The sequence below is a fragment of the Bradyrhizobium tropiciagri genome (assembly GCF_001189845.1).
Taxonomy (GTDB): domain Bacteria; phylum Pseudomonadota; class Alphaproteobacteria; order Rhizobiales; family Xanthobacteraceae; genus Bradyrhizobium; species Bradyrhizobium tropiciagri.
In genome coordinates this window covers 20,587-39,356 of sequence record NZ_LFLZ01000039.1, presented here as the reverse complement: position 1 = coordinate 39,356, position 18,770 = coordinate 20,587, and the positions used below count along the sequence as shown (strand labels likewise).

The following is an 18,770-nucleotide window of genomic DNA, read 5'->3' as shown; positions in this document are numbered from 1 at the left end:
AAAAAGGTGCGTAATTTACTTCACGGATGTGGCGAATAGGGTCCGGCTCCGCTGCGCAGCGTGATCGTCAGACATCACCGGAGACCACATCATGGAACCTATCCTCATCTATGGCTTCCCGCTGGGAAGCTCCATGGGGCTCGTTGCAGCTCTCGAATGGCTGCGCAAGCCCTACCGCCTTTGCCGCGTCGATATGCTCGGCGAAATGCGCGATCCCTCCTACGCGCGGATCAATCCGCGGCACGAGACGCCGGCCTTCGTCACGGACCAGGGCAGGGTGCTCACCGAGAACATGGCGATCGCAAGCTGGCTCGCGGCGCGCGATACCGAGCGCCGGATCAGCTTCGTCCCGTTGTCGCCCGAGGCCGACCGGATGCGTCAGCTGATGGCCTTCGTGAACACCGGCTTCACCGCGGCGTTCAGCCCGCTGTGGGCGGCGCTGGAGATGCAATCGCCGGACCCGGCGATGCAGTCGGCGCTGCGGCAGTGGGGGAAGGGCAATGTCGTGCAGCGGCACGACCGGCTCGAGGAGCTGATCGGCGATGCGCCGTTCCTGCTCGGCGACCGTCCGACATTGGCGGATGGCCTGCTGATCGGTGTCGCGCGCTGGCTCGAATTCCACGCCGTCGCCGACCGCAACCGCTGGCCGAAACTGGCTGCACTTCGCGCACGCCTCGAGGCCGATCCGGCCGTGATCTACGCGACCGCGCTGGAGAACGGTGAGAGCAGCCCGGGGACGGGTACCTGCGCCGGTCACCTTCCGCTTGCCGAGGTGATCGAGCGGTTCGGCGCGCCGCGCGCGTGATTGATTGGCAGGCGGTGGACGCCGGCTTGGCGTCCACCGCGCGGAATTGCCGAAAGGGTCCTAGCGCAGGACTTCGTTCAGCACCTCACCGTCGACGTTGTGCGGGGTGGTGCCGAGGATCCGCATGACGGTCGGTGCCACGTCGATGTTGCGCATGTGCCGCACCACGGTTTCCCTCCGGATCTGCGGCCCCGCGGCGATGAACGTCGCGCTCATCACCGGAAGCTCGGGATCGTGACCGTGGGCGCCGTAGAAGTTCGGCATCGACAGCGCTGTGGTCGCCGAAGTGAACGGCGCGTCGCCCTGGCGCGCGACGCCGGGGTTCTGGATGCCGTCGAAATTATAGCCGGGGGCCATCAGCGCGAACACGTCGCCATAGTCCTGGCCGACGGTCTTGCTGATGCACTGTCCAGTTCCGGCGTCGCATTGCAGCGGCCGGGTCTCGACGACGGTGAAGATGCGCTGATCTTTGAGCGAGTAGTTGAAGCGCGCGTTCGGATCGACCGCGTTCTTCACCGCATCGGTGATCTGCGCCACCAGGGCCCGATAGGTCGCGAGATCGACGGTGCCGCCGAGCTCGCGGTTCTGCAGGTTGACATAGATGTCGGCGGCAGGACCCGAGGTGCGGACGCCGACCTTGCTGGTGTCGATGCCGGCGTTGCGCAGGATGTTGGTGAGATTGACCGAGGTGTGGAACGGCGCGAAGCCGTGATCCGACACCACGACGACGTTGCTGTCATGGCCCGCTGCATCGGCGATCTGCTTCACCGCCTTGTCGGCGGTCTGGTAGGCGAAGCGGATGTAGGAGGCGTAGCGCTTGACCTTGGCGGAATCCTGGTTGGCGCCGATCGAATTCGGGTCTGCGGGGTTGGTGCCCTGACGGGGATCGGTGAGCAGGAACTGGTGCTCGGAGCCGTCGGGCTGCTCGATATAGACCATCACGAGGTCGGCATCCGGATGGGTCTTGATCGCGCGCTCGCCGATATTGGCCTGGTAGCGCACGAAGGTCTTCACCATGTCCTCGTACATCGTCTCGATCTCGACGTCGGGGAAGTTGGTGAAGCCGGGGCTCAAGCGCTCCGGAATGCGGAAATCGGCCTGCGGGCGCCAGAAGCCGATGTTGTTGTTGATGTCGTCGACATCGGCGAGCACCGGCGTGTTGCGCGGGATGTAGTTGGCGCCGTAGCGGGCGAAGCGCACCACCGAGAGGTCCGGCGACAGCGCCGAGGCGAAGTAGGCGGCACCGACCTTCGCGCCGCTGCCCTCGAAGAAGAACGGCGCGTTCTCGCCGCCGAACTTGACGTAGGCCGGCCCGGTCGACGGCGCGTGGAACGGTCCTGCGGTGATGCCGCGGTTTTCGTCGAAGAACACCAGCGTGTCGTAGTTCACCTTGCGATCATTTGTCGTGTCGATCGCGGCGACGCGGATCGAATATTTGACGTCGAGCGTCGAGGCGCTGGTGCAGGTCGCGGTCGCCGCGGCGGAGCACGAGAACGTCTCGATCGGCGCCGAGGTCACCAGCACCGGGCTGAACGAGAAATGGCCCGCGGCCTGCAGCGCCGCGACGATGCCCGGATCGGCCGTGAAGTCGCTGCGCGACAGCGTGAAGCCCTGGGCGCCGATGCCGCCGAACGCGCCGAACGGCACCGTGAAGTCGGTGACGCGGGTCGGCTGGGCCGGCTGCACCACGGTCTTGTTGATCGAGATGTCGGCGCCGTCGCCGCCGGGCCAGGTCGCGGTGACGACCTTCTTGCCCTGCTGGCGCAGCTGCACCCACAGCGGCTGCGCCGTCGGGTTTGCCGACGGCCCGAGCGGGCTCTCATTGTATCCGCCGATCGGCGCCGCAAAGCCGCTGATGCTGCTGGAGATCGGCCCGACGATCGGCTGGAACGTGTTCGAGGGGATGTCGTTGTGAACCGCCGTGGAGCCGGTCGCGATCGCGATGTGCGAGACCGCGGTGAGCGATGGTGACGCCGTCACGTTCTGCAGCGCCACCGCGCCGCGCTGGCTGAGCCGCGCGAGGCCGCCGTCGCGCGGCAGCACGCCTTCCTCGATGAATTTCTGGATGAAATCGGGTTTTGCGCCGTCGAGCGAGATCATCACCACGCGCGGCTTGCGGCCATGATGGTTGCCGTCATGGTCTTGGTCCTGATCCTGATCGTGACCACGAGAATCGCTGCCGCGATCGCCATTATCGCCGTCCTGTCCGGCGCGCGCCGGAGCTGCGGTCCATGCCAGCGATGCGACAAGCGACATCGCCGTCGTAACGGAAACGAACGTCTTCAATTTCATGAGAATGCCCCAACTTCGCTGCGCGAATGCACAAACAGAAACCGTTTGGCAATCTACGGAGGCTTGGCTGACGGGCATGTGACGCATGCGCGACGACGCAACGACAGCACGTCGTCGCGTCACAACCGCAGTGTGCATTGCTTCACGCGAAGAACACGCGTGAACACAACGTGCTAGCGCTCAGCTTTCGATTCAATCCGTGCCGATGTAACGGCTGGATGACGACGTGTATTCACAGGCCTCGCGTATTCTGGCGCGAAGCGGGGGCGCGCTTATGCGGTCGGCTCCGCCGGCGCTTTGCGCTTCACGCGCTTGATGGTGCCGGAGAAGGTGAACAGCGGCCGCTCGGCCGATGTCAGCATGCCGCGCACGAAGATCAGCGAGCCACCGGCGCGGGTGACCTCTCCGGTGCATTCGATCAAATCGCCCTCGCGCGCCGCATCGAGGAATTCCGAGGCGAACGAGACCGTGACGCCGGGGCCCTGGAGCACCGAGGCCGCAAGCGCGAACAGGCAGTAATCCGCGAAGGTCATGAAGCAGCCGCCATGGACGTTGCCGGAGCCGTTGAGGTGCTTCTTGGCGACCCGGAAAGCGCAGGAGATGCGGCCGTTCTCGTCCATGCGATGGTAAAACGGGCCGGTATGGGTCTCGAAATTGTCCCGTGTCCAGGTTCGCCAGCCGGCGAATTCGCCCTCGGTTTCGACGTGCAGGTCGGGGCGGCGGTTGAATGCGGTGTTGAGTGCGGTCGGGGCGAGCTCGTTCACGAAATTTGGGCCTTCAATTATCGGGTTCGGGTCCTTAAATCCGATCCATCCCCATTGTGCAAATCCCGGGTACCAACCCCAAGCCGCGTCCAACCGCCGCAAAGCTCTGGACAGGCCGGAAATGGGCCGTAAAAGGCCTTTTCGCCCCCGTTCGATCTACCTATTAAGGGTCCCATGACCGCGCCCAAGAATGATCCGAAGAACGAGCCCCAGATCACCCCCGAACTCGTCGCCGCCCACGGGCTGAAGCCGGACGAGTACGAGCGCATCCTCAAGCTGATCGGGCGGGTTCCGACCTTCACCGAGCTCGGCATCTTCTCGGCGATGTGGAACGAGCATTGCTCGTACAAGTCGTCCCGCATCCATCTGCGCGGGCTGCCCACCAAGGCGCCCTGGGTGATCCAGGGTCCCGGCGAGAATGCCGGCGTGATCGACATCGGCGACGGCCAGGCCGTGGTCTTCAAGATGGAGAGCCACAACCACCCGAGCTATATCGAGCCCTACCAGGGCGCGACTACCGGCGTCGGCGGCATCCTGCGCGACGTCTTCACCATGGGCGCGCGCCCGATCGCCTGCCTGAACGCGCTGAGCTTCGGCGCGCCGGAGCACCCGAAGACTCGGCACCTGGTGTCCGGCGTGGTCGCGGGCGTCGGCGGCTATGGCAATTCGTTCGGCGTGCCGACGGTCGGCGGCCAGGTGCGTTTCCACACCCGCTATGACGGCAACATCCTGGTCAACGCGATGGCCGTGGGCCTCGCGGATGCCGACAAGATCTTCTACGCGGCGGCCTCCGGCGTGAACATGCCGATCGTCTATCTCGGCTCCAAGACCGGCCGCGACGGCATCCATGGCGCCTCGATGGCCTCGGCCGAATTCGACGACGCCTCCGAGGAGAAGCGCCCGACCGTGCAGGTCGGCGACCCCTTCGCCGAGAAGCTGCTGCTGGAAGCCTGCCTCGAGATCATGGAAGCCGACTGCGTGATCGCGATCCAGGACATGGGCGCGGCCGGCCTGACCTGCTCGGCGGTCGAGATGGGCGCCAAGGGCGACCTCGGCGTCGAGCTCGACCTCAGCGCGGTGCCGACCCGCGAGACCGGCATGAGCGCCTACGAGATGATGCTCTCGGAAAGCCAGGAGCGCATGCTCATGGTGCTCAAGCCCGAGAAGGAGCAGGAGGCCGAGGCGATCTTCCGCAAATGGGGGCTCGATTTCGCCATCGTCGGCTACACCACGCCGACCAAGCGCTTCGTCGTCAAGCATGGCGGCGACGTGATGGCCGATCTGCCGATCAAGGAGCTCGGCGACGAGGCGCCGGTCTATGACCGTCCGCACGTCGCATCGAACGCGCTGCCGGTGATCCGCGGCCAGGACGTCAAGCCGCCGCTCGGCATCACTGAGGCGCTGACCAAGCTGATCGGCACCCCCGAGCTGTGCTCGAAGCGCTGGGTGTGGGAGCAGTACGACCACGTCATCCTCGGCAACACCATGCAACGCCCCGGCGGCGATGCGGCGGTGGTCCGCGTCGAGGACGGCCCGAAGGGGCTTGCGCTCACCGTCGACGTCACGCCGCGCTATTGCGAGGCCGATCCGTTCGAGGGCGGCAAGCAGGCGGTGGCAGAAGCCTGGCGCAACATCACCGCAGTCGGCGGCCGGCCGCTCGCGATCACCGACAACCTCAATTTCGGCAACCCCGAGCGGCCCGAGATCATGGGCCAGTTCGTCGGCTGCCTGAAGGGTATTGCGGAAGCCTGCGTCGCGCTGGACTTTCCGGTCGTGTCCGGCAACGTCTCGCTCTACAACGAGACCAACGGACGCGGCATCCTGCCGACGCCCTCGATCGGCGGCGTCGGCGTGCTCGACGACTTCACCAAATCCGCGACCCTGGCGTTCAAGGCGGCGGGTGAGGCGATCCTTTTGGTGGGCGATACCCACGGCTGGCTCGGCCAGTCGGTCTATCTGCGCGACGTCTGCGGCCGCGAGGAGGGTGCTCCGCCGCCGGTCGATCTCGCCACCGAGAAGCGCAACGGCGACGTGGTGCGCGGCATGATCCGCGCCGGTACCGCGACCGCGGTGCACGACGTCTCCGACGGCGGGCTCCTGATCGCTCTCGCCGAGATGGCGATCGCGAGCGGCATCGGCGCGCAGCTGCTGGCGGCGCCGTCCTCGATCGTGCCGCATGCCTATTGGTACGGCGAAGATCAGGCCCGCTACATCGTCACCGTGCCCGCGGCGGATGCCGGTCTCGTGCTGGCCAAGATGAAGGGTGCAGGCGTGCCCTGCGCACGTATTGGCACCACGGGCGGCGATGCCATTGCGGTCGCCGGCGAGGCGCCGGTGACCGTTGAAAGCCTGTCCCGCGCCTTCGAGCACTGGCTGCCGAACTACATGCGCGGTGCGGCCGCTGATCCGGCCGGATCAGGCGTTACTGGGCGTAGCAAAGATCTCAATGGCGCGATGAACCCATCATCGCGCTATTTCTTTTTGTGCGAGCCCGATCCTTTGGATCGCGCTAGGTCGCGCCGCGGACCGCGCGCCACGCAAAGATGATGATGCAGGCGCCGATGAAACCGGCGACGAGATAGCCGATCCAGCCTCCGCCGAGCGACACGCCGATCAGACCCAACAGCCAGTTCGCCAGCGCGGCGCCGACGATGCCGAGGATGATGTTCATGAAGATGCCGGTTCCGGACTTCATGATCATTTCGGCGAGCCAGCCGGCCAATCCGCCGACGATGATTGCCGCGATCCATCCAACTTGAGGGTCGTTCATTCTGGGACTCCCTAGGTCAAGCAGTCCGGCCAGCATACCTGAGAATCACCCGGCGGCATGTGACCAATGGCAGGGTGTGCGCAACTTGCCGGTCGCGAATTGCCGTCAAGGCTGCCGCTTGCGGCGCTGCTCCATGCCGACGCTGCGGCGAGCCGTTTCGTCATCGGCAGCGACGTGGTGATCGGTACGCTGTCCGCGCTGCCGACCTCTACATCATGATCGCCCGCGACTTGCGCGCTGCGAAGCGCGGCGGCGAGGAGCGTGATCAAAGCACGTATTTCGAGCCCGGAATCTTGCGCAGCACGGCGGTGGCGGCCCAGCTCAGCGCCACGGTGCCGAAGAACGCGATCGCGGCCTTGGCGATCGCCGGCAATTCCATGTCGAACAGCCAGTATTGCAGCCACAGCACGATCGGATAGTGCACCAGGAACATGCCGTAGGCATCGCCCTGCATGCGGTCGAGCAGCGTCGGGCCCGCCGCCTTCGATTGCAGGAAGTAGGCCAGGATCGCGAACAGGATCGAGGCGCTGAACAGCACGTAGAAGCTGCCGTAGATCGCGAGGTACCAGCCCGGCAGCGGGTCGGGGTTACCGATGATCTGCCGCTTGATGTAGATCATCACCCACATCAGGCAGTAGGGGATCAGTGTGATGCCGGTCCAGAACCAGCGCCGCTCCGTCAGCCGTCCGTGTGCGCTGAGCAGGCCGCTCTCAAAGTTGGCCGAGCCGATCCCCGCGCCAATGAAGAAGTAGCACGCATACAGCAGTACCCGGCTCGCCTGCACCGAGAACGGTCCGAGCTCGAACCAGTAGTTCTGGCCGTAATGGACCAGCATCGGCAAATAGAAGGCGGCACTGACGACGACGAGGAACAGCCAGAACTTCGAGGGACGTTCAAATCCCTTGACCGACAGGCGGTTGATCGGTTCGAGCAGGCGCGACGACACCCGGTACAGCACGCTTGCCGTCAGGTCCAAGGTCATCAGGACCCAGACGAACCAGATCGGGCCGCTCGGCCAGGGCCCGTAGATCATGGTCCTCCACCAGAATTCGGAGAAGGTCAGCTCCGGCGTCGCACGCAGCGCGATCGCGTAATAGGCGATCGGAATCACGGTGAACGCGCAGATCACGAAGGGCAGGCCGAGCCGCAGCAGCCGGTCGCGCAGGAAGATCAGCCACGGCTTGTTGCCGAGCCCGGGCCACACGAACAGTCCCGAGAGGAAGAAGAACATCGCCATGAAGAAGCTGTCGGTGGCGAGCACCACGCAGTCGAAGCCGATCCACGATGTCGGGTCGGTGTGCCCGAAATGGGTGTAGGGGATCACCGCGTGGTGCAGCAGCACGACCAGGGTCAGGAAGGTGCGCGCACGATCGAGGGCGACATTGCGCTTGTGGAGCTTCGGTGCTGCCTGGACGTCGACGGCCGGAGCCGCGTGAGCAATCGATTTCATGGTGCCCCCAGCCGGGTCTGCACCCGGATGTTGCAATTGGGAACCCGATTCAGCAAGTACGAATTGTCTCGATTCCGTGGTGTCGAGGTCGGTCATCTCAGCGCGTCTGTTTCGATTTGGAACTGCAATATTGAGCGGGCGTTGTCGGGAAGGCTGGCGGGCGCACCGGGCGCACGCGGCTTTGAGGAGCAAGCAATGACACTGCTGAAATGGGCGTTGATCTTCCTTGTTGTCTCGATCATCGCGGGCTTGCTCGGCTTCACCGGCATCTCAGCCGCCTCCGCCGATATCGCACGCTTCCTGTTCTACGTGTTCGTCGTGATCTTCCTGGTGCTCCTGATCCTCGGACTTACGATATTCAGGGTCTAGCGGCGATCCGGCCGCACACTCCCGCCGTCATGCCCGGGCCTCGCCCGGGCATTTACGTTCTCAGGCTGTGGACGCACGCCGGAGCGCCGGGCGCGGCCCGGCGTTGCGGCAGGCCAAACGGCCTAGGCGACTTCCTCGATCTTCACCTTGTCGGGATAGAACGCGAGATGGCCGGCGATCTCGGTCATCGCCGGGAAGGGCTCCTCATAGGTCCAGATCGCGTTGTCCAGCGTCTTGCCGTTGGCCTTGATGCTGAAATAGCTCGCATCCCCCTTGTAGGGGCAATGCGTGGTCCGCTCGGTGCGGGCGAGCAGCGCCATGTTGGCGTCCTGCCGGGGGACGTATTGCACCGCCGGATAGCTCGCTTCCTTCAGGGTCAGCGCATGGGTCGTCTCGGCGATGACGACGCCGTCGGCGGTGACGCGGACGCGCTTGGCGTTGGGCGTGATCGTAATCGGATGGTCGGGGCCGGGGAGCTTCATGATTCTGCGCCTCTTCTGGTCATTTCGGCGTGATGGCTTGTGACCGATTGATGCAGGTTTAAATCGCTGGGAATGGGAATATAGTGTGCGGCGGGATGACCTAGAAGACCTCAAGGACTAGGTTTATCCCGGCCGAATCGGCCCTGATTCGAACGACCTGACGGAGGTGGACTGGGATGCCGATGGACGCCCGTGATATCGAATCGATGATCAAGGCAGCTATCCCGGACGCCGAGGTGACGATCCGCGACCTGGCAGGCGACGGCGACCACTACGCGGCCACTGTCGTTTCCGAGTCATTCCGCGGCAAGTCCCGCGTCCAGCAGCACCAGATCGTCTACCAATCGCTGAAAGGCCAGATGGGCGGCGTGCTGCACGCGCTCGCCCTGCAGACCGGGGTGCCGGAAGGCTAGGCCCCGGCTGGCGGGCGGGGGCCTCGAGCGATGGCAGACAATCCGCGCGGCAGGATGTTTCGCGTCATCGTGCCGGACCAGCACAGTCGCGTCACCAATGCCGAGCTGTTCTTCGACCTCGTCTTCGTCTTCGCCGTCACGCAGCTGTCGCACACGCTGCTGCACCACTTCACCGCGCTGGGCGCGGTGCAGGTCACGGTGCTGTTTCTCGCGGTGTGGTGGGTGTGGGTCTACACCGCCTGGGTCACCAACTGGCTCAATCCCGAGCTGACGCCGGTCCGCCTGCTGCTGTTCGTCCTGATGCTGGGCGGGCTGCTGCTATCGACCTCGATCCCGACCGCTTTCGAGGGGCGCGGGCTGTGGTTCGCCGGGACCTATGCCGCGATGCAGGTCGGCCGCACCGCGTTCTGGCTGCTGGCGACGCCGCGGCACCGGACCGCGGTCCGCCACAACGCGATCCGCATCCTGACCTGGTTGTCCTGCTCGGCGGCGCTGTGGATACTCGGCGGCTTCGCCGAGCACGAGACGCGACTGTGGCTTTGGATCGCGGCGCTGACCATCGAATATGTCGCGCCCGCCGCGCGGTTCTGGACGCCCAGGCTTGGTCCGTCCTCGATCGAGGCGTGGGCGGTCGAGGGCGGGCACATGGCCGAGCGTTGCGCCGGCTTCATCATCATCGCGCTCGGCGAGGCCATCGTGGTCGATGGCGCGACCTTCGCCGAGCTGACCTGGACGCCGGAGAATGTCACCGCCTTCATCTCGGCCCTGATCGGCAGCATCGCGATGTGGTGGATCTATTTCCACAAGGGCGCCGAGGCCGGCTCCGAGATGATCTCGAAGGCGGAGGAATCCGGCCGCGTGGCGCGGATCGCCTACACCTATCTGCACATGCCGATCGTCGGCGGCATCATCCTCACCGCGGTCGCCGACGAGCTCGTGCTGAAGCACCCGTCCGGCCATTCCGACCTCAAGACGATCGTGAGCTCGGTCGGCGGCCCCATGCTGTTCCTGGTCGGGACCATCCTGTTCAAATACGTGATCCGTGGCTTCCTGCAGCTCTCCCACGGCGTCGGCATCGTCGCGCTGGCTATCACCGCCTATTTCGCCGGCGCGATGTCGCCGCTGGTGCTCTCGATCGTCACCACCGCGATCATGATCGTGGTCGCGGCATGGGAGTCGATCTCGCTAAGGTCGACGGAAGAGGAAGAATAGCGAAGGCCGTTAGCTGCGGTCGGCCGTCGCCACCCGGTGCTGCCAATAGACGAACAAGGGCGCGCCGATCACTTCGAGCAAGGTGAAGCCCACGAAGGGCAGCGGCGGTGCGCCGACCATCACGATCGACAGCAGCCTGCCGATGCCGCCGAGGAAGATGCCGCCCCAGACCATGCGAAACAGCACGCTCTCGCTTTCGATGCGCGGCACCAGCCAGAGCAATGCGAGGCCGAGCCCGAGCCAGACCCCGCCGAAGAAGCGCAGATTGCTGTCGAGCACTGGTAGCGCCGGCACGCCCGACGAGGCGTAGAGCGGATCGCTCACGCCGAGCATGGTGATGATGCCGGTCAGGATCGGGATTAGGGCGAGCACCACTGTTGCGATCTGCAGCGCACGCCGGCCCATGATCGTTGCCCCGTCCCTCGCGTTCAAAGCGTTTTCGAGCGAAGTGGGTACCGGTTCGCGTGAAGAAAACGCGTCAATCTAATAATATCGCTAGTCCGCGACCAGCGCGTGCACCGAGAACATCGTGTTGGCGTCGGTCCAGCTGTTGCGCACCGTCCAGCCCGCGCTGCGGGCGAGTGCGGTGAAACGCTCGAGCGAGTATTTGTAGCTGTTCTCGGTGTGAATGCTCTCGCCCGGCCGGAACGCGAAGGTGTTGCCGAGGATACGCACGGTCTGCGCCTTGCGGCTGATCAGGTGCATCTCGATGCGATGGCGGTCGCGGTTGTAGATCGAGCGGTGGGTGAAGCCCGACAGGTCGAAATTGCCGCCGAGCTCGCGGTTGATGCGCGCCAGCACGTTCATGTTGAAGCGCGCGGTGACGCCGGCAGCGTCGTTATAGGCGTCGTACAGCACGCGCTCGTCCTTCTCGAGGTCGACGCCGATAATCATCTGCGCGCCATGGCCGAGGATCTTGCGCGCGCTGCGCAGGAAGGCCAGGGCCTCGCTCGGCTCGAAATTGCCGAGCGTCGAGCCCGGAAAGAATCCGACCTTCGGCATCGCGGCGACCGCCTCGGGCAGCGCGAACGGCGTGGTGAAGTCGGCCGCGACCGGGTAGATGTCAAGACCGGGGAAATCCTTCCGCAATCCATCGGCCTGGGCCTTGAGGAAATCGCCCGATATATCGACCGGCACATAGGCTGCGAATTCGCAATGCTCGAGCAGCAACCGCACCTTGGTGGTCGCGCCGGCGCCGAATTCGACCAGCGCCGCGCCGTCCGGGATGATCGCGGCGATCTCGTCGCCGCGGTCGCGCAGGATGCCAAGTTCGGTGCGCGTCGGGTAATATTCCGGCAGCACCGTGATCTGCTCGAACAGCTCCGAGCCGGTGGCGTCGTAGAAATATTTCGGCGACAGCCGTTTCGGGTGACGGGCGAGATCGCCGATCACGTCGCCGGCAAACGCCGAAGTCGCCTCGTCGAACGGATACGCTTTTGCCAAAGCGGCGGCATGCACATTCATGATACTCTCCTGAACGCGCTTACCGGCGCGCACTTGATGTCAACTGGAATCAATCAGGCGTAGTCGGCGAGGCGTAACCCCGTGAATTGCCAGCGATGGTGCGGATAGAAGAAGTTGCGGTAGGTGACACGGCTGTGACCTTGCGGCGTCGCCAGCGACGAGCCGCGCAGCACGAGCTGATTCACCATGAATTTTCCGTTGTACTCACCGAGCGCGCCTTCGATCGCGCGGTAGCCCGGGTAGGGCGAATAGGCACTGCGGGTCCATTGCCAGACGATGCCGTAGGCGTCGCTGAGCAGGCCTGCGCGCGCCGCGACCTCCCATTCCATCTCGGTCGGCAGATGCTTGCCGGCCCAGCGCGCGAAGGCGTCGGCCTCGTAATAGCTGACATGGCAGACCGGGGCCTTTGGGTCGATCGGTTGCAGACCGCCCAGCGTCATGATCTTCCATTCGCCGTCGACCTCGCGCCAATGGCCGGGCGCCTGCCAGCCCTCGTTGCTCACGGTGCCGAAGCCATCCATCAGCCACAGCGTGGCGGTGGAATAGCCGCCGTCCTTGATGAAGGCGAGCCAGTCGGCGTTGCTGACGAGATTCTTCGCGAGCTTGACCGGGCCGACCAAAGCGCGATGCGCGGGCTTCTCATTGTCGAAATGGAAGCTGTCGTCGCCGTGGCCGACGGTGTGGATGCCTTCGTTGAGCGTCACCCATTCCTGCGGCCCGTGCTGCGACGCCGGGAAGCGCCACGCCGGATCGTAGGCCGGCGGGATCGGGTTCTGTGCGAAGGCATGCAGAATGTCGGTGTACATCAGCTCCTGATGCTGCTGCTCGTGATTGAGGCCGACCTCGACCAGCGGCACCAGGGCCTCGAGCTTTTCAGGCGTGGCGGTCTGGAAGAACTTCACCACCTCGGCGTCGACATGGCGGCGATAGGCGGTGACTTCGTCGGCGGTCGGGCGGGTCAGGTGGCCGCGCTGGTGGCGGGCATGGCGGGGGCCAGCGCTGACGTAATAGGAATTGAACAGATAGGCGTAGTCCGGATGGAACGGCGTGTAGCCTTTGACGTGCTCGCCGAGCAGAAACTGCTCGAAGAACCAGGTGGTATGGGCGCGGTGCCATTTGGCGGGGCTCGCATCCGGCATCGACTGGATCAGCTGGTCTTCCGCCGACAGCGGCGCGGCCCGTCGCTCGGTCTCGTCGCGGACCGTGCGATAGGCGTCCGCCAGCCGCTGCGCGAGCGGGGCGGATTCGGAGGAAAGTGACGGGGTGGCGGCGGTCGTGGTGGCCGCGGCAGAGGCTGGTTTCGTCACATGGGTCTCCGATTCCAGGGGAGAACGTTGCTTCGGCAATCTGGTTCCTGACGGGCAGTTCGTCCTAGATAGGGGCTCCGTTACGGGAAAAAAGCCTCCCCCATGATGATATTGGGGCCGTCAGATAATCCCGGCGCTTTTGGGGATGCCGTCCGGCCCCCGCCGCATGCCAGATTTCCGCCATTTTGCTTTGGATGCACAATGGTTTGAGCTACATATATAGCCAGTCACGGGTTAGAAGGGCGGGCCGGCCCGCAAGGGCTTGAGAGTGCCGCCTACGCAAGGAAGCGAAAATGAGCATCGAGCAATTCATCGACAACGAAGTGAAGTCGAACGACGTCGTGCTGTTCATGAAGGGCACGCCGCAATTCCCGCAGTGCGGGTTTTCCGGTCAGGTCGTGCAGATCCTCGACCACATCGGTGTCGGCTACAAAGGCCTCAACGTTCTCGAATCGGCCGAACTGCGCAACGGCATCAAGGTCTATTCGAACTGGCCGACGATTCCGCAGCTCTATGTGAAGGGCGAGTTCGTCGGCGGTTGCGACATCATCCGCGAGATGTTCCAGGCCGGTGAATTGCAGCAGCTGTTTGCCGACAAGGGCATCCCGGTCGACGTGGCTGCCTGACGTTGACCGCGCGCCAGACCGGCAAGGCGCGGCTCGAAGTCATCGTCACTGACATCACGACCCTGCGCGTTGACGCCATCGTCAACGCGGCCAACTCATCGCTGCTCGGTGGCGGCGGTGTCGACGGCGCGATCCATCGCGCCGCCGGTCCCGAACTGCTTGATGAGTGTCGCACGCTCAACGGCTGCGAGACGGGCGATGCCAAGATCACCAAGGGATATCGGCTGCCCGCCAAGCACGTGATCCATGCCGTTGGACCGATCTGGTACGGCGGCAATCGGGGTGAGGATGCCCATCTGGCGTCTTGCTATCGCCGCGGGATCGAGCTTTGCGGTCTCAACAACCTTGCTTCGGTTGCATTTCCCGCCATCTCGACCGGCGTCTATCACTTCCCGGCGGACCGGGCCGCGAAGATCGCGGTCAAAACCGTCGTCGATGCCCTGCCATCCGCACCAGGCGTCACGCAGGTGATCTTCTGCTGCTTCTCGGCCCCAAGCGGCGAACTCCATCAGGCGGTCCTGGACGCCTTCGGTAGCCCTTGTGCCTGATGATACCGCCGCTACACTTCCCCGTGATATCCGGGGAGGGATAGTTCAAATGTATTCATTTCGATTGACGTGCGCCGCAGCCGCGGTCGCGGTGGTGCTTGCGGCGCCGGCGTTCTCGCACACCGAGGGCACCTATGAGATTCCGGCGGGTGCGCATTTCAACCCCGACAAGCTCGCCAGGATCAGCGAGTTCTTCAAGAACGAGATCGCAACCGGAAAGATTCCCGGTGCCGTCGTCCTGATCCAGCAGCACGGCAAGCCGGTCTATCACGAGGCGTTCGGCGTGCAGGACGTGGTCAGCAAGGTGCCGATCACGGACAAGACCATCTTCCGGCTGGCTTCGATGTCCAAGTCGATCACCGCCGTGGCGTCGATGCAGCTGCTGGAGGAGGGGAAATACAAGCTCGACGATCCCGTCTCGAAGTACATTCCGTCCTTTGCCAATGTGAAGGTCGGCGTCGAGAAGAAGGCCGAGGACGGCACCAAGACGCTCGAGCTGGTGCCGCCCAAGCGGCCGATCACGATCCTCGATCTGATGACGCATACATCGGGTATCACCTACGGCTTCTACGGCGACAGCCTGGTCCGCAAGGCCTACAAGGCAGCCGACATCTACGGCGGAGATTTCGATCTCGCCGAATTCGCCGAGCGGATCGCCAAGCTGCCGCTGCACAACCAGCCCGGCGCGCTCTGGCAATACGGTCATTCCACCGACATCCTGGCGCGCGTGATGGAGGTGGCCACCGGCGAGAAGCTCTCGACCATCGAGCAGGAGAGGCTGCTCGGCCCGCTCGGGATGAAGGACACCGGCTTCTTCGTCACCGATCCCGAGAAGCAGAAGCTGATGGCCGAGCCGATGCCGAACGACAGCGATTTCCGGGTCGGCCGGGTCAACGATCCGACCAAGGTCAAAAAATGGGAGTCCGCCTCTGGCGGCATGGTCTCGACCATGGCGGATTATTCGCGCTTCGCGCAAATGCTGCTCAATGGCGGCACCCTCGACGGCAAGACCATCATGAAGCCCGAGACGTTCAAGGAGCTGACGACCGACCGCGTCGGGCCGGGCTCTGGCGTCGAGCGTGACTTTTTCTACTTCCCCGGCGACGGCTTCGGCTTCGGGCTGGGGATTGCGGTGCGCACCGATCCGGGCACCGCGAAGCCGCCGCCGCCCGGCGATCTCGGCGAGCTGAAATGGGACGGCGCCAGCGGCTGCTACTATATCATCGACCGCAAGCAAGATTTCTTCTTCGTCCTGCTGGAGCAGACGCCGACCGAGCGCCAGCGCATCCAGCGGACGTTGAAGCAGCTCGTCTATGAAGCAATGGAAAACTAGAGCGTTTTCGAGCGAAGTGGGCACCGGTTCGCGTGAAGAAAACGCGTCAAAAAGAAGGAATGAGAGCATGATCCGATTCAATCCGATCGGATCGTGCTCTTACATGCGTGGTTGCCGCGCAGTCGTCGCGGCACTCGTGCTCGCGTTCGTCGCAACCGATGCGAAGGCAGGCTCCGCGGGGCCGGCCGCGCACGGCTTCTCGGCTGAAGGCCTCGCCAAGGTCTCCGACTATGTCAGGAACGAGGTCGCGACCGGGAAGATTCCCGGCGCGATCCTGCTGCTGCAGCAGCACGGCAAGCCAGTCTACTACCAGAATTTCGGGGTTCGCGACGTCGCCACCGAGTTCTCGATGAGCGCCGATACCATCTTCCGCCTCTATTCGATGTCGAAGCCGATCACGACCGTCGTCGCCATGATGCTGGTTGAGGAAGGCAAGCTCGCGCTCAGCGACCCCGTGTCGAAATACATCCCGGCCTTTGCCGGCATGAAGGTCGGCGTGGAGAAGCGCGGCGACGAGGGCAAGACGGCGATGACGCTGGAGCCGCTGAGGCGTCCCATCACCATCGAAGACTTGATGCGCCACACCGCTGGATTGCCCTACGGCTATTATGGTGGCGGGATCGTGAACAAGGACTACGCCGATGCCGGCCTGTTCAACAACGACCCCGACAATGCCGAATTCGTGGCGCGGCTCACGGCGCTGCCGCTCGCCGAACAACCCGGCACGCAATGGGATTATGGTCATTCCACCGACGTACTCGGCCGCATCATCGAGGTGATCACGGGGAAATCCCTGTTTCAGGTCGAGAAGGAGCGGCTGCTCGGCCCGCTCGGGATGAACGACACCGCGTTCTATGTCGCCGACCGGTCGAAATGGCCGCTGATCGCCGAGCCGATGCCGAAGGATCGCACCATCAGCCCGGTCGCCGACATCCGCGACCCGCGCCAGCCGCTGCGCTGGGAATCCGGCGGCGGCGGCATGGTCGGCACTATCGGCGACTATGCGCGCTTCTCGCAGATGCTGCTGAACGGCGGCCTCTATGAGGGGAAGCGCTATCTGAAGCCGGAAACCATCGCGCTGATGGCAAAGGACCATATCGGTCCGGAAACCGGGGTGGTGCGCGACAAGAACTATTATCCCGGTCCGAACTCCGGCTTCGGCCTCGGCTTCGCGGTCCGCACCTCGGTGCCGGAGTACACCAACTGGCCGCTGGGCGAGTATCGCTGGGACGGCGTCGGCGGCACGTTCTTCTTCATCGATCCCGCCGACGATCTGTTCGGCATCTTCATGGTGCAAACGCCATCGCAGCGCGGCCGGATCCAGCAGGAGCTGAAGACGCTGATCTACAAGGCGATGGGGCGCTAGCGGTGGCGCGGGGAGGTGGTCATGCCGGCGATGACGTTCACTCTCCGCAAGCTCATCCTGGTGGCAGTCGCTTCTGCCGCCATGACTGCTGCCGCCATGACTGCGTGCCGGCCTGTTCTGGCCGAAGAACCTCGCCGCCCCGGTGACGCGGACGTCATGCAGCGGATCGACCACGTCCTGAACGGCCTGAGGACGGCGATTGTCGTCGACGGCGATGCGCCAATGACGCTTGCCGACCGCATGAACGAGCTGCACGTTCCCGGTGTCAGCATCGCGGTGATTCATGGCGGCGCCATCGAATGGGCGCGCGGCTTTGGCTCGGTCGCCATCGGCGGTCCGCCCGTGGTGCCGGAAACGCTGTTCCAGGCGGCCTCGATCAGCAAGCCGGTGACCGCCATTGCCGCTCTGGCGCTGGCCCAGGCCGGCAAGCTCGATCTCGATGCGGACGTCAACGCTTCGCTCAAGAGCTGGAAGATTCCGGACTATCCGTATTCCCTATCCCGGGTGACAGTTCGGCGGTTGCTGAGCCATACGGCCGGGACCAATGTGCCCTTCTACCCGGGCTATCAGGCCGGCCAGCCGGTCCCCTCTCTTCTCCAGATTCTCGACGGCGCGCGGCCTGCGAACAGCGCGCCTGTCCGGGTCGAGCACGAACCCGGCAAGCAGGACCACTATTCCGGCGGCGGCTACACGATCGTTCAGCAACTGCTCGTCGACGTGACGGGGCGGCCGTTTCCTGTGCTGCTCGACGACGTCGTCCTCAAGCCTTTCGGGATGACGCATTCCAGCTTCGCGCAGCCATTGCCTGCTGATCGTTTGACGATGGCCGCCACACCGTACCGGGCGGACGGCGCGCCGGTGCCTGGCGGCCCGCATGTCTATCCCGAACTGGCCGCCGCTGGATTATGGACGACGCCGACCGATCTCGCCCGTCTCTTGCTCGGCGTGCTGGATTCGTTGGCGGGGTGGAGCAATCCGGTTCTGTCGCAATCGATGACGGCCGAGATGCTCTCGCCGGTTCTTGGCAGTGCCGACGGGCTACCTCCCGGGATCGGACGACGCGGGCTGGGCTGGCTAGTTCGCGGCTCGGCGCCCAACCGGCAATTCTGGCACAACGGGGTGAACGAGGGCTTCATCGACACCATGGTCATTTTCGAGAACGGCGACGGCGCCGTTGTCATGACCAACAGCTGGGGCGGTCGGATCCTCGTCGACGAGATCCTGCGCAGCATCGCGGCCGAGTACGGCTGGCCGGATCGCCAGGCCAAGGTCGGGAAGTTCATCGCGGTGAGCCCGCAGACGCTGGACCGTCTGGTCGGAACCTATCGGTTCTCGCCGGAATTTTCGATCCGCGTCACAAGGGAGGGCAATCGCCTGTTCAGCGAGGCGACAGGGCAGGAGCGGCGCCAAATCTTTGCCGCCAGCGATCACGAGTTCTTTTTCAAAATTGTCGATGCTGTGCTGTCATTCGACACGGACGACCAGAACGCGGCAATGCAAGTGATGCTTCACCAGGAAGGAACTGACTACGTCGGAAAGCGGCTGCCGTAGTTTGGCAGCCCGGATGTC

The 18,770-nt window shown here is 64.4% G+C and carries 18 protein-coding genes and 1 pseudogene; 11 read left to right on the top strand and 8 right to left on the bottom strand.

Annotation, left to right across the window (positions count from 1 at the left end; all coding sequences use genetic code 11):
- The first annotated feature begins 91 nt into the window (after positions 1 to 91).
- Entirely contained in the window at positions 92 to 805 is a 714-nt protein-coding gene (locus AKN84_RS27015) for a glutathione S-transferase family protein (protein WP_050423600.1), read from the top strand.
- A gap of 60 nt (positions 806 to 865) precedes the next feature.
- Here AKN84_RS27015 and AKN84_RS27010 read toward each other — a convergent pair whose 3' ends face one another.
- Both AKN84_RS27010 and AKN84_RS27005 read right to left on the bottom strand, forming a co-directional pair.
- Positions 866 to 3,097, bottom strand: a complete 2,232-nt coding sequence (locus AKN84_RS27010; RefSeq protein WP_050423599.1) for an alkaline phosphatase family protein — start codon at positions 3,095 to 3,097, stop codon at positions 866 to 868.
- Between the two features lie 272 nt (positions 3,098 to 3,369).
- Positions 3,370 to 3,861 (bottom strand): PaaI family thioesterase, encoded by a 492-nt coding sequence (locus tag AKN84_RS27005; RefSeq protein ID WP_050423598.1) that lies wholly within the window; start codon positions 3,859 to 3,861, stop codon positions 3,370 to 3,372.
- Between the two features lie 174 nt (positions 3,862 to 4,035).
- Between AKN84_RS27005 and purL the strand changes: the two are divergent.
- A pseudogene (gene purL, locus AKN84_RS27000) lies at positions 4,036 to 6,264 on the top strand (phosphoribosylformylglycinamidine synthase subunit PurL); the annotation flags it as partial.
- A 106-nt stretch (positions 6,265 to 6,370) separates the two neighbouring features.
- On the opposite strand, the gene AKN84_RS26995 reads toward purL, so the two are convergent.
- Positions 6,371 to 6,631, bottom strand: coding sequence for a GlsB/YeaQ/YmgE family stress response membrane protein (locus tag AKN84_RS26995; RefSeq protein WP_050423597.1), 261 nt, complete (start codon positions 6,629 to 6,631; stop codon positions 6,371 to 6,373).
- 66 nt (positions 6,632 to 6,697) lie between these two features.
- Between AKN84_RS26995 and AKN84_RS47470 the strand changes: the two genes are divergently transcribed.
- Positions 6,698 to 6,850 carry a hypothetical protein gene (locus AKN84_RS47470; RefSeq protein WP_157863340.1) on the top strand — a complete coding sequence of 51 codons (153 nt, stop codon included), beginning with the start codon at positions 6,698 to 6,700 and terminating at the stop codon, positions 6,848 to 6,850.
- Between the two features lie 46 nt (positions 6,851 to 6,896).
- Here the strand turns inward: AKN84_RS47470 and AKN84_RS26990 are convergent, their stop codons facing one another.
- A complete protein-coding gene (locus AKN84_RS26990) occupies positions 6,897 to 8,081 on the bottom strand; it encodes an acyltransferase family protein (protein ID WP_050423596.1) in 1,185 nt (394 codons plus the stop codon).
- A 195-nt stretch (positions 8,082 to 8,276) separates the two neighbouring features.
- On the opposite strand from AKN84_RS26990, the gene AKN84_RS46065 reads away from it, so the two are divergent.
- On the top strand, positions 8,277 to 8,450 hold the full coding sequence (locus tag AKN84_RS46065) for a DUF1328 domain-containing protein (RefSeq protein WP_074128140.1): 174 nt from the start codon (positions 8,277 to 8,279) through the stop codon (positions 8,448 to 8,450).
- Positions 8,451 to 8,572: 122 nt separating this feature from the next.
- On the opposite strand, the gene AKN84_RS26985 is transcribed toward AKN84_RS46065, so the two are convergent.
- A complete protein-coding gene (locus AKN84_RS26985; protein ID WP_021077844.1) occupies positions 8,573 to 8,932 on the bottom strand; it encodes a DUF427 domain-containing protein in 360 nt (119 codons plus the stop codon).
- Positions 8,933 to 9,108: 176 nt separating this feature from the next.
- On the opposite strand from AKN84_RS26985, the gene AKN84_RS26980 reads away from it, so the two are divergent.
- Both AKN84_RS26980 and AKN84_RS26975 read left to right on the top strand, forming a co-directional pair.
- Positions 9,109 to 9,345, top strand: a complete 237-nt coding sequence (locus AKN84_RS26980; RefSeq protein ID WP_021077843.1) for a BolA family protein — start codon at positions 9,109 to 9,111, stop codon at positions 9,343 to 9,345.
- A 30-nt stretch (positions 9,346 to 9,375) separates the two neighbouring features.
- Positions 9,376 to 10,557, top strand: a complete 1,182-nt coding sequence (locus AKN84_RS26975; protein ID WP_050423595.1) for a low temperature requirement protein A — start codon at positions 9,376 to 9,378, stop codon at positions 10,555 to 10,557.
- Positions 10,558 to 10,566: 9 nt separating this feature from the next.
- On the opposite strand, the gene AKN84_RS26970 is transcribed toward AKN84_RS26975, so the two are convergent.
- From AKN84_RS26970 to egtB, 3 genes are all read right to left on the bottom strand, one after another.
- Entirely contained in the window at positions 10,567 to 10,962 is a 396-nt protein-coding gene (locus AKN84_RS26970; RefSeq protein ID WP_050423594.1) for a DUF4345 domain-containing protein, read from the bottom strand.
- 90 nt (positions 10,963 to 11,052) lie between these two features.
- Complete coding sequence (gene egtD / locus AKN84_RS26965) at positions 11,053 to 12,021, bottom strand: L-histidine N(alpha)-methyltransferase (protein WP_050423593.1); 969 nt, start codon at positions 12,019 to 12,021, stop codon at positions 11,053 to 11,055.
- A 53-nt stretch (positions 12,022 to 12,074) separates the two neighbouring features.
- Positions 12,075 to 13,328, bottom strand: a complete 1,254-nt coding sequence (egtB, locus tag AKN84_RS26960; RefSeq protein ID WP_128971195.1) for an ergothioneine biosynthesis protein EgtB — start codon at positions 13,326 to 13,328, stop codon at positions 12,075 to 12,077.
- Positions 13,329 to 13,621: 293 nt separating this feature from the next.
- Here egtB and grxD point away from each other — a divergent pair, with 293 nt between their 5' ends.
- The 5 genes from grxD (at position 13,622) to AKN84_RS26935 (ending at position 18,752) form a co-directional block, all read left to right on the top strand.
- On the top strand, positions 13,622 to 13,954 hold the full coding sequence (gene grxD / locus AKN84_RS26955; protein ID WP_016843475.1) for a Grx4 family monothiol glutaredoxin: 333 nt from the start codon (positions 13,622 to 13,624) through the stop codon (positions 13,952 to 13,954).
- Positions 13,951 to 14,502, top strand: a complete 552-nt coding sequence (locus AKN84_RS26950) for an O-acetyl-ADP-ribose deacetylase (protein WP_050423591.1) — start codon at positions 13,951 to 13,953, stop codon at positions 14,500 to 14,502. The genes grxD and AKN84_RS26950 overlap by 4 nt, the downstream gene beginning before the upstream one ends.
- A gap of 49 nt (positions 14,503 to 14,551) precedes the next feature.
- Complete coding sequence (locus tag AKN84_RS26945; RefSeq protein ID WP_050423590.1) at positions 14,552 to 15,835, top strand: serine hydrolase domain-containing protein; 1,284 nt, start codon at positions 14,552 to 14,554, stop codon at positions 15,833 to 15,835.
- Positions 15,836 to 15,938: 103 nt separating this feature from the next.
- Positions 15,939 to 17,201, top strand: a complete 1,263-nt coding sequence (locus AKN84_RS26940; protein WP_050423636.1) for a serine hydrolase domain-containing protein — start codon at positions 15,939 to 15,941, stop codon at positions 17,199 to 17,201.
- Between the two features lie 21 nt (positions 17,202 to 17,222).
- Entirely contained in the window at positions 17,223 to 18,752 is a 1,530-nt protein-coding gene (locus AKN84_RS26935; protein WP_128971191.1) for a serine hydrolase, read from the top strand.
- The last annotated feature ends 18 nt before the right edge of the window (positions 18,753 to 18,770 follow it).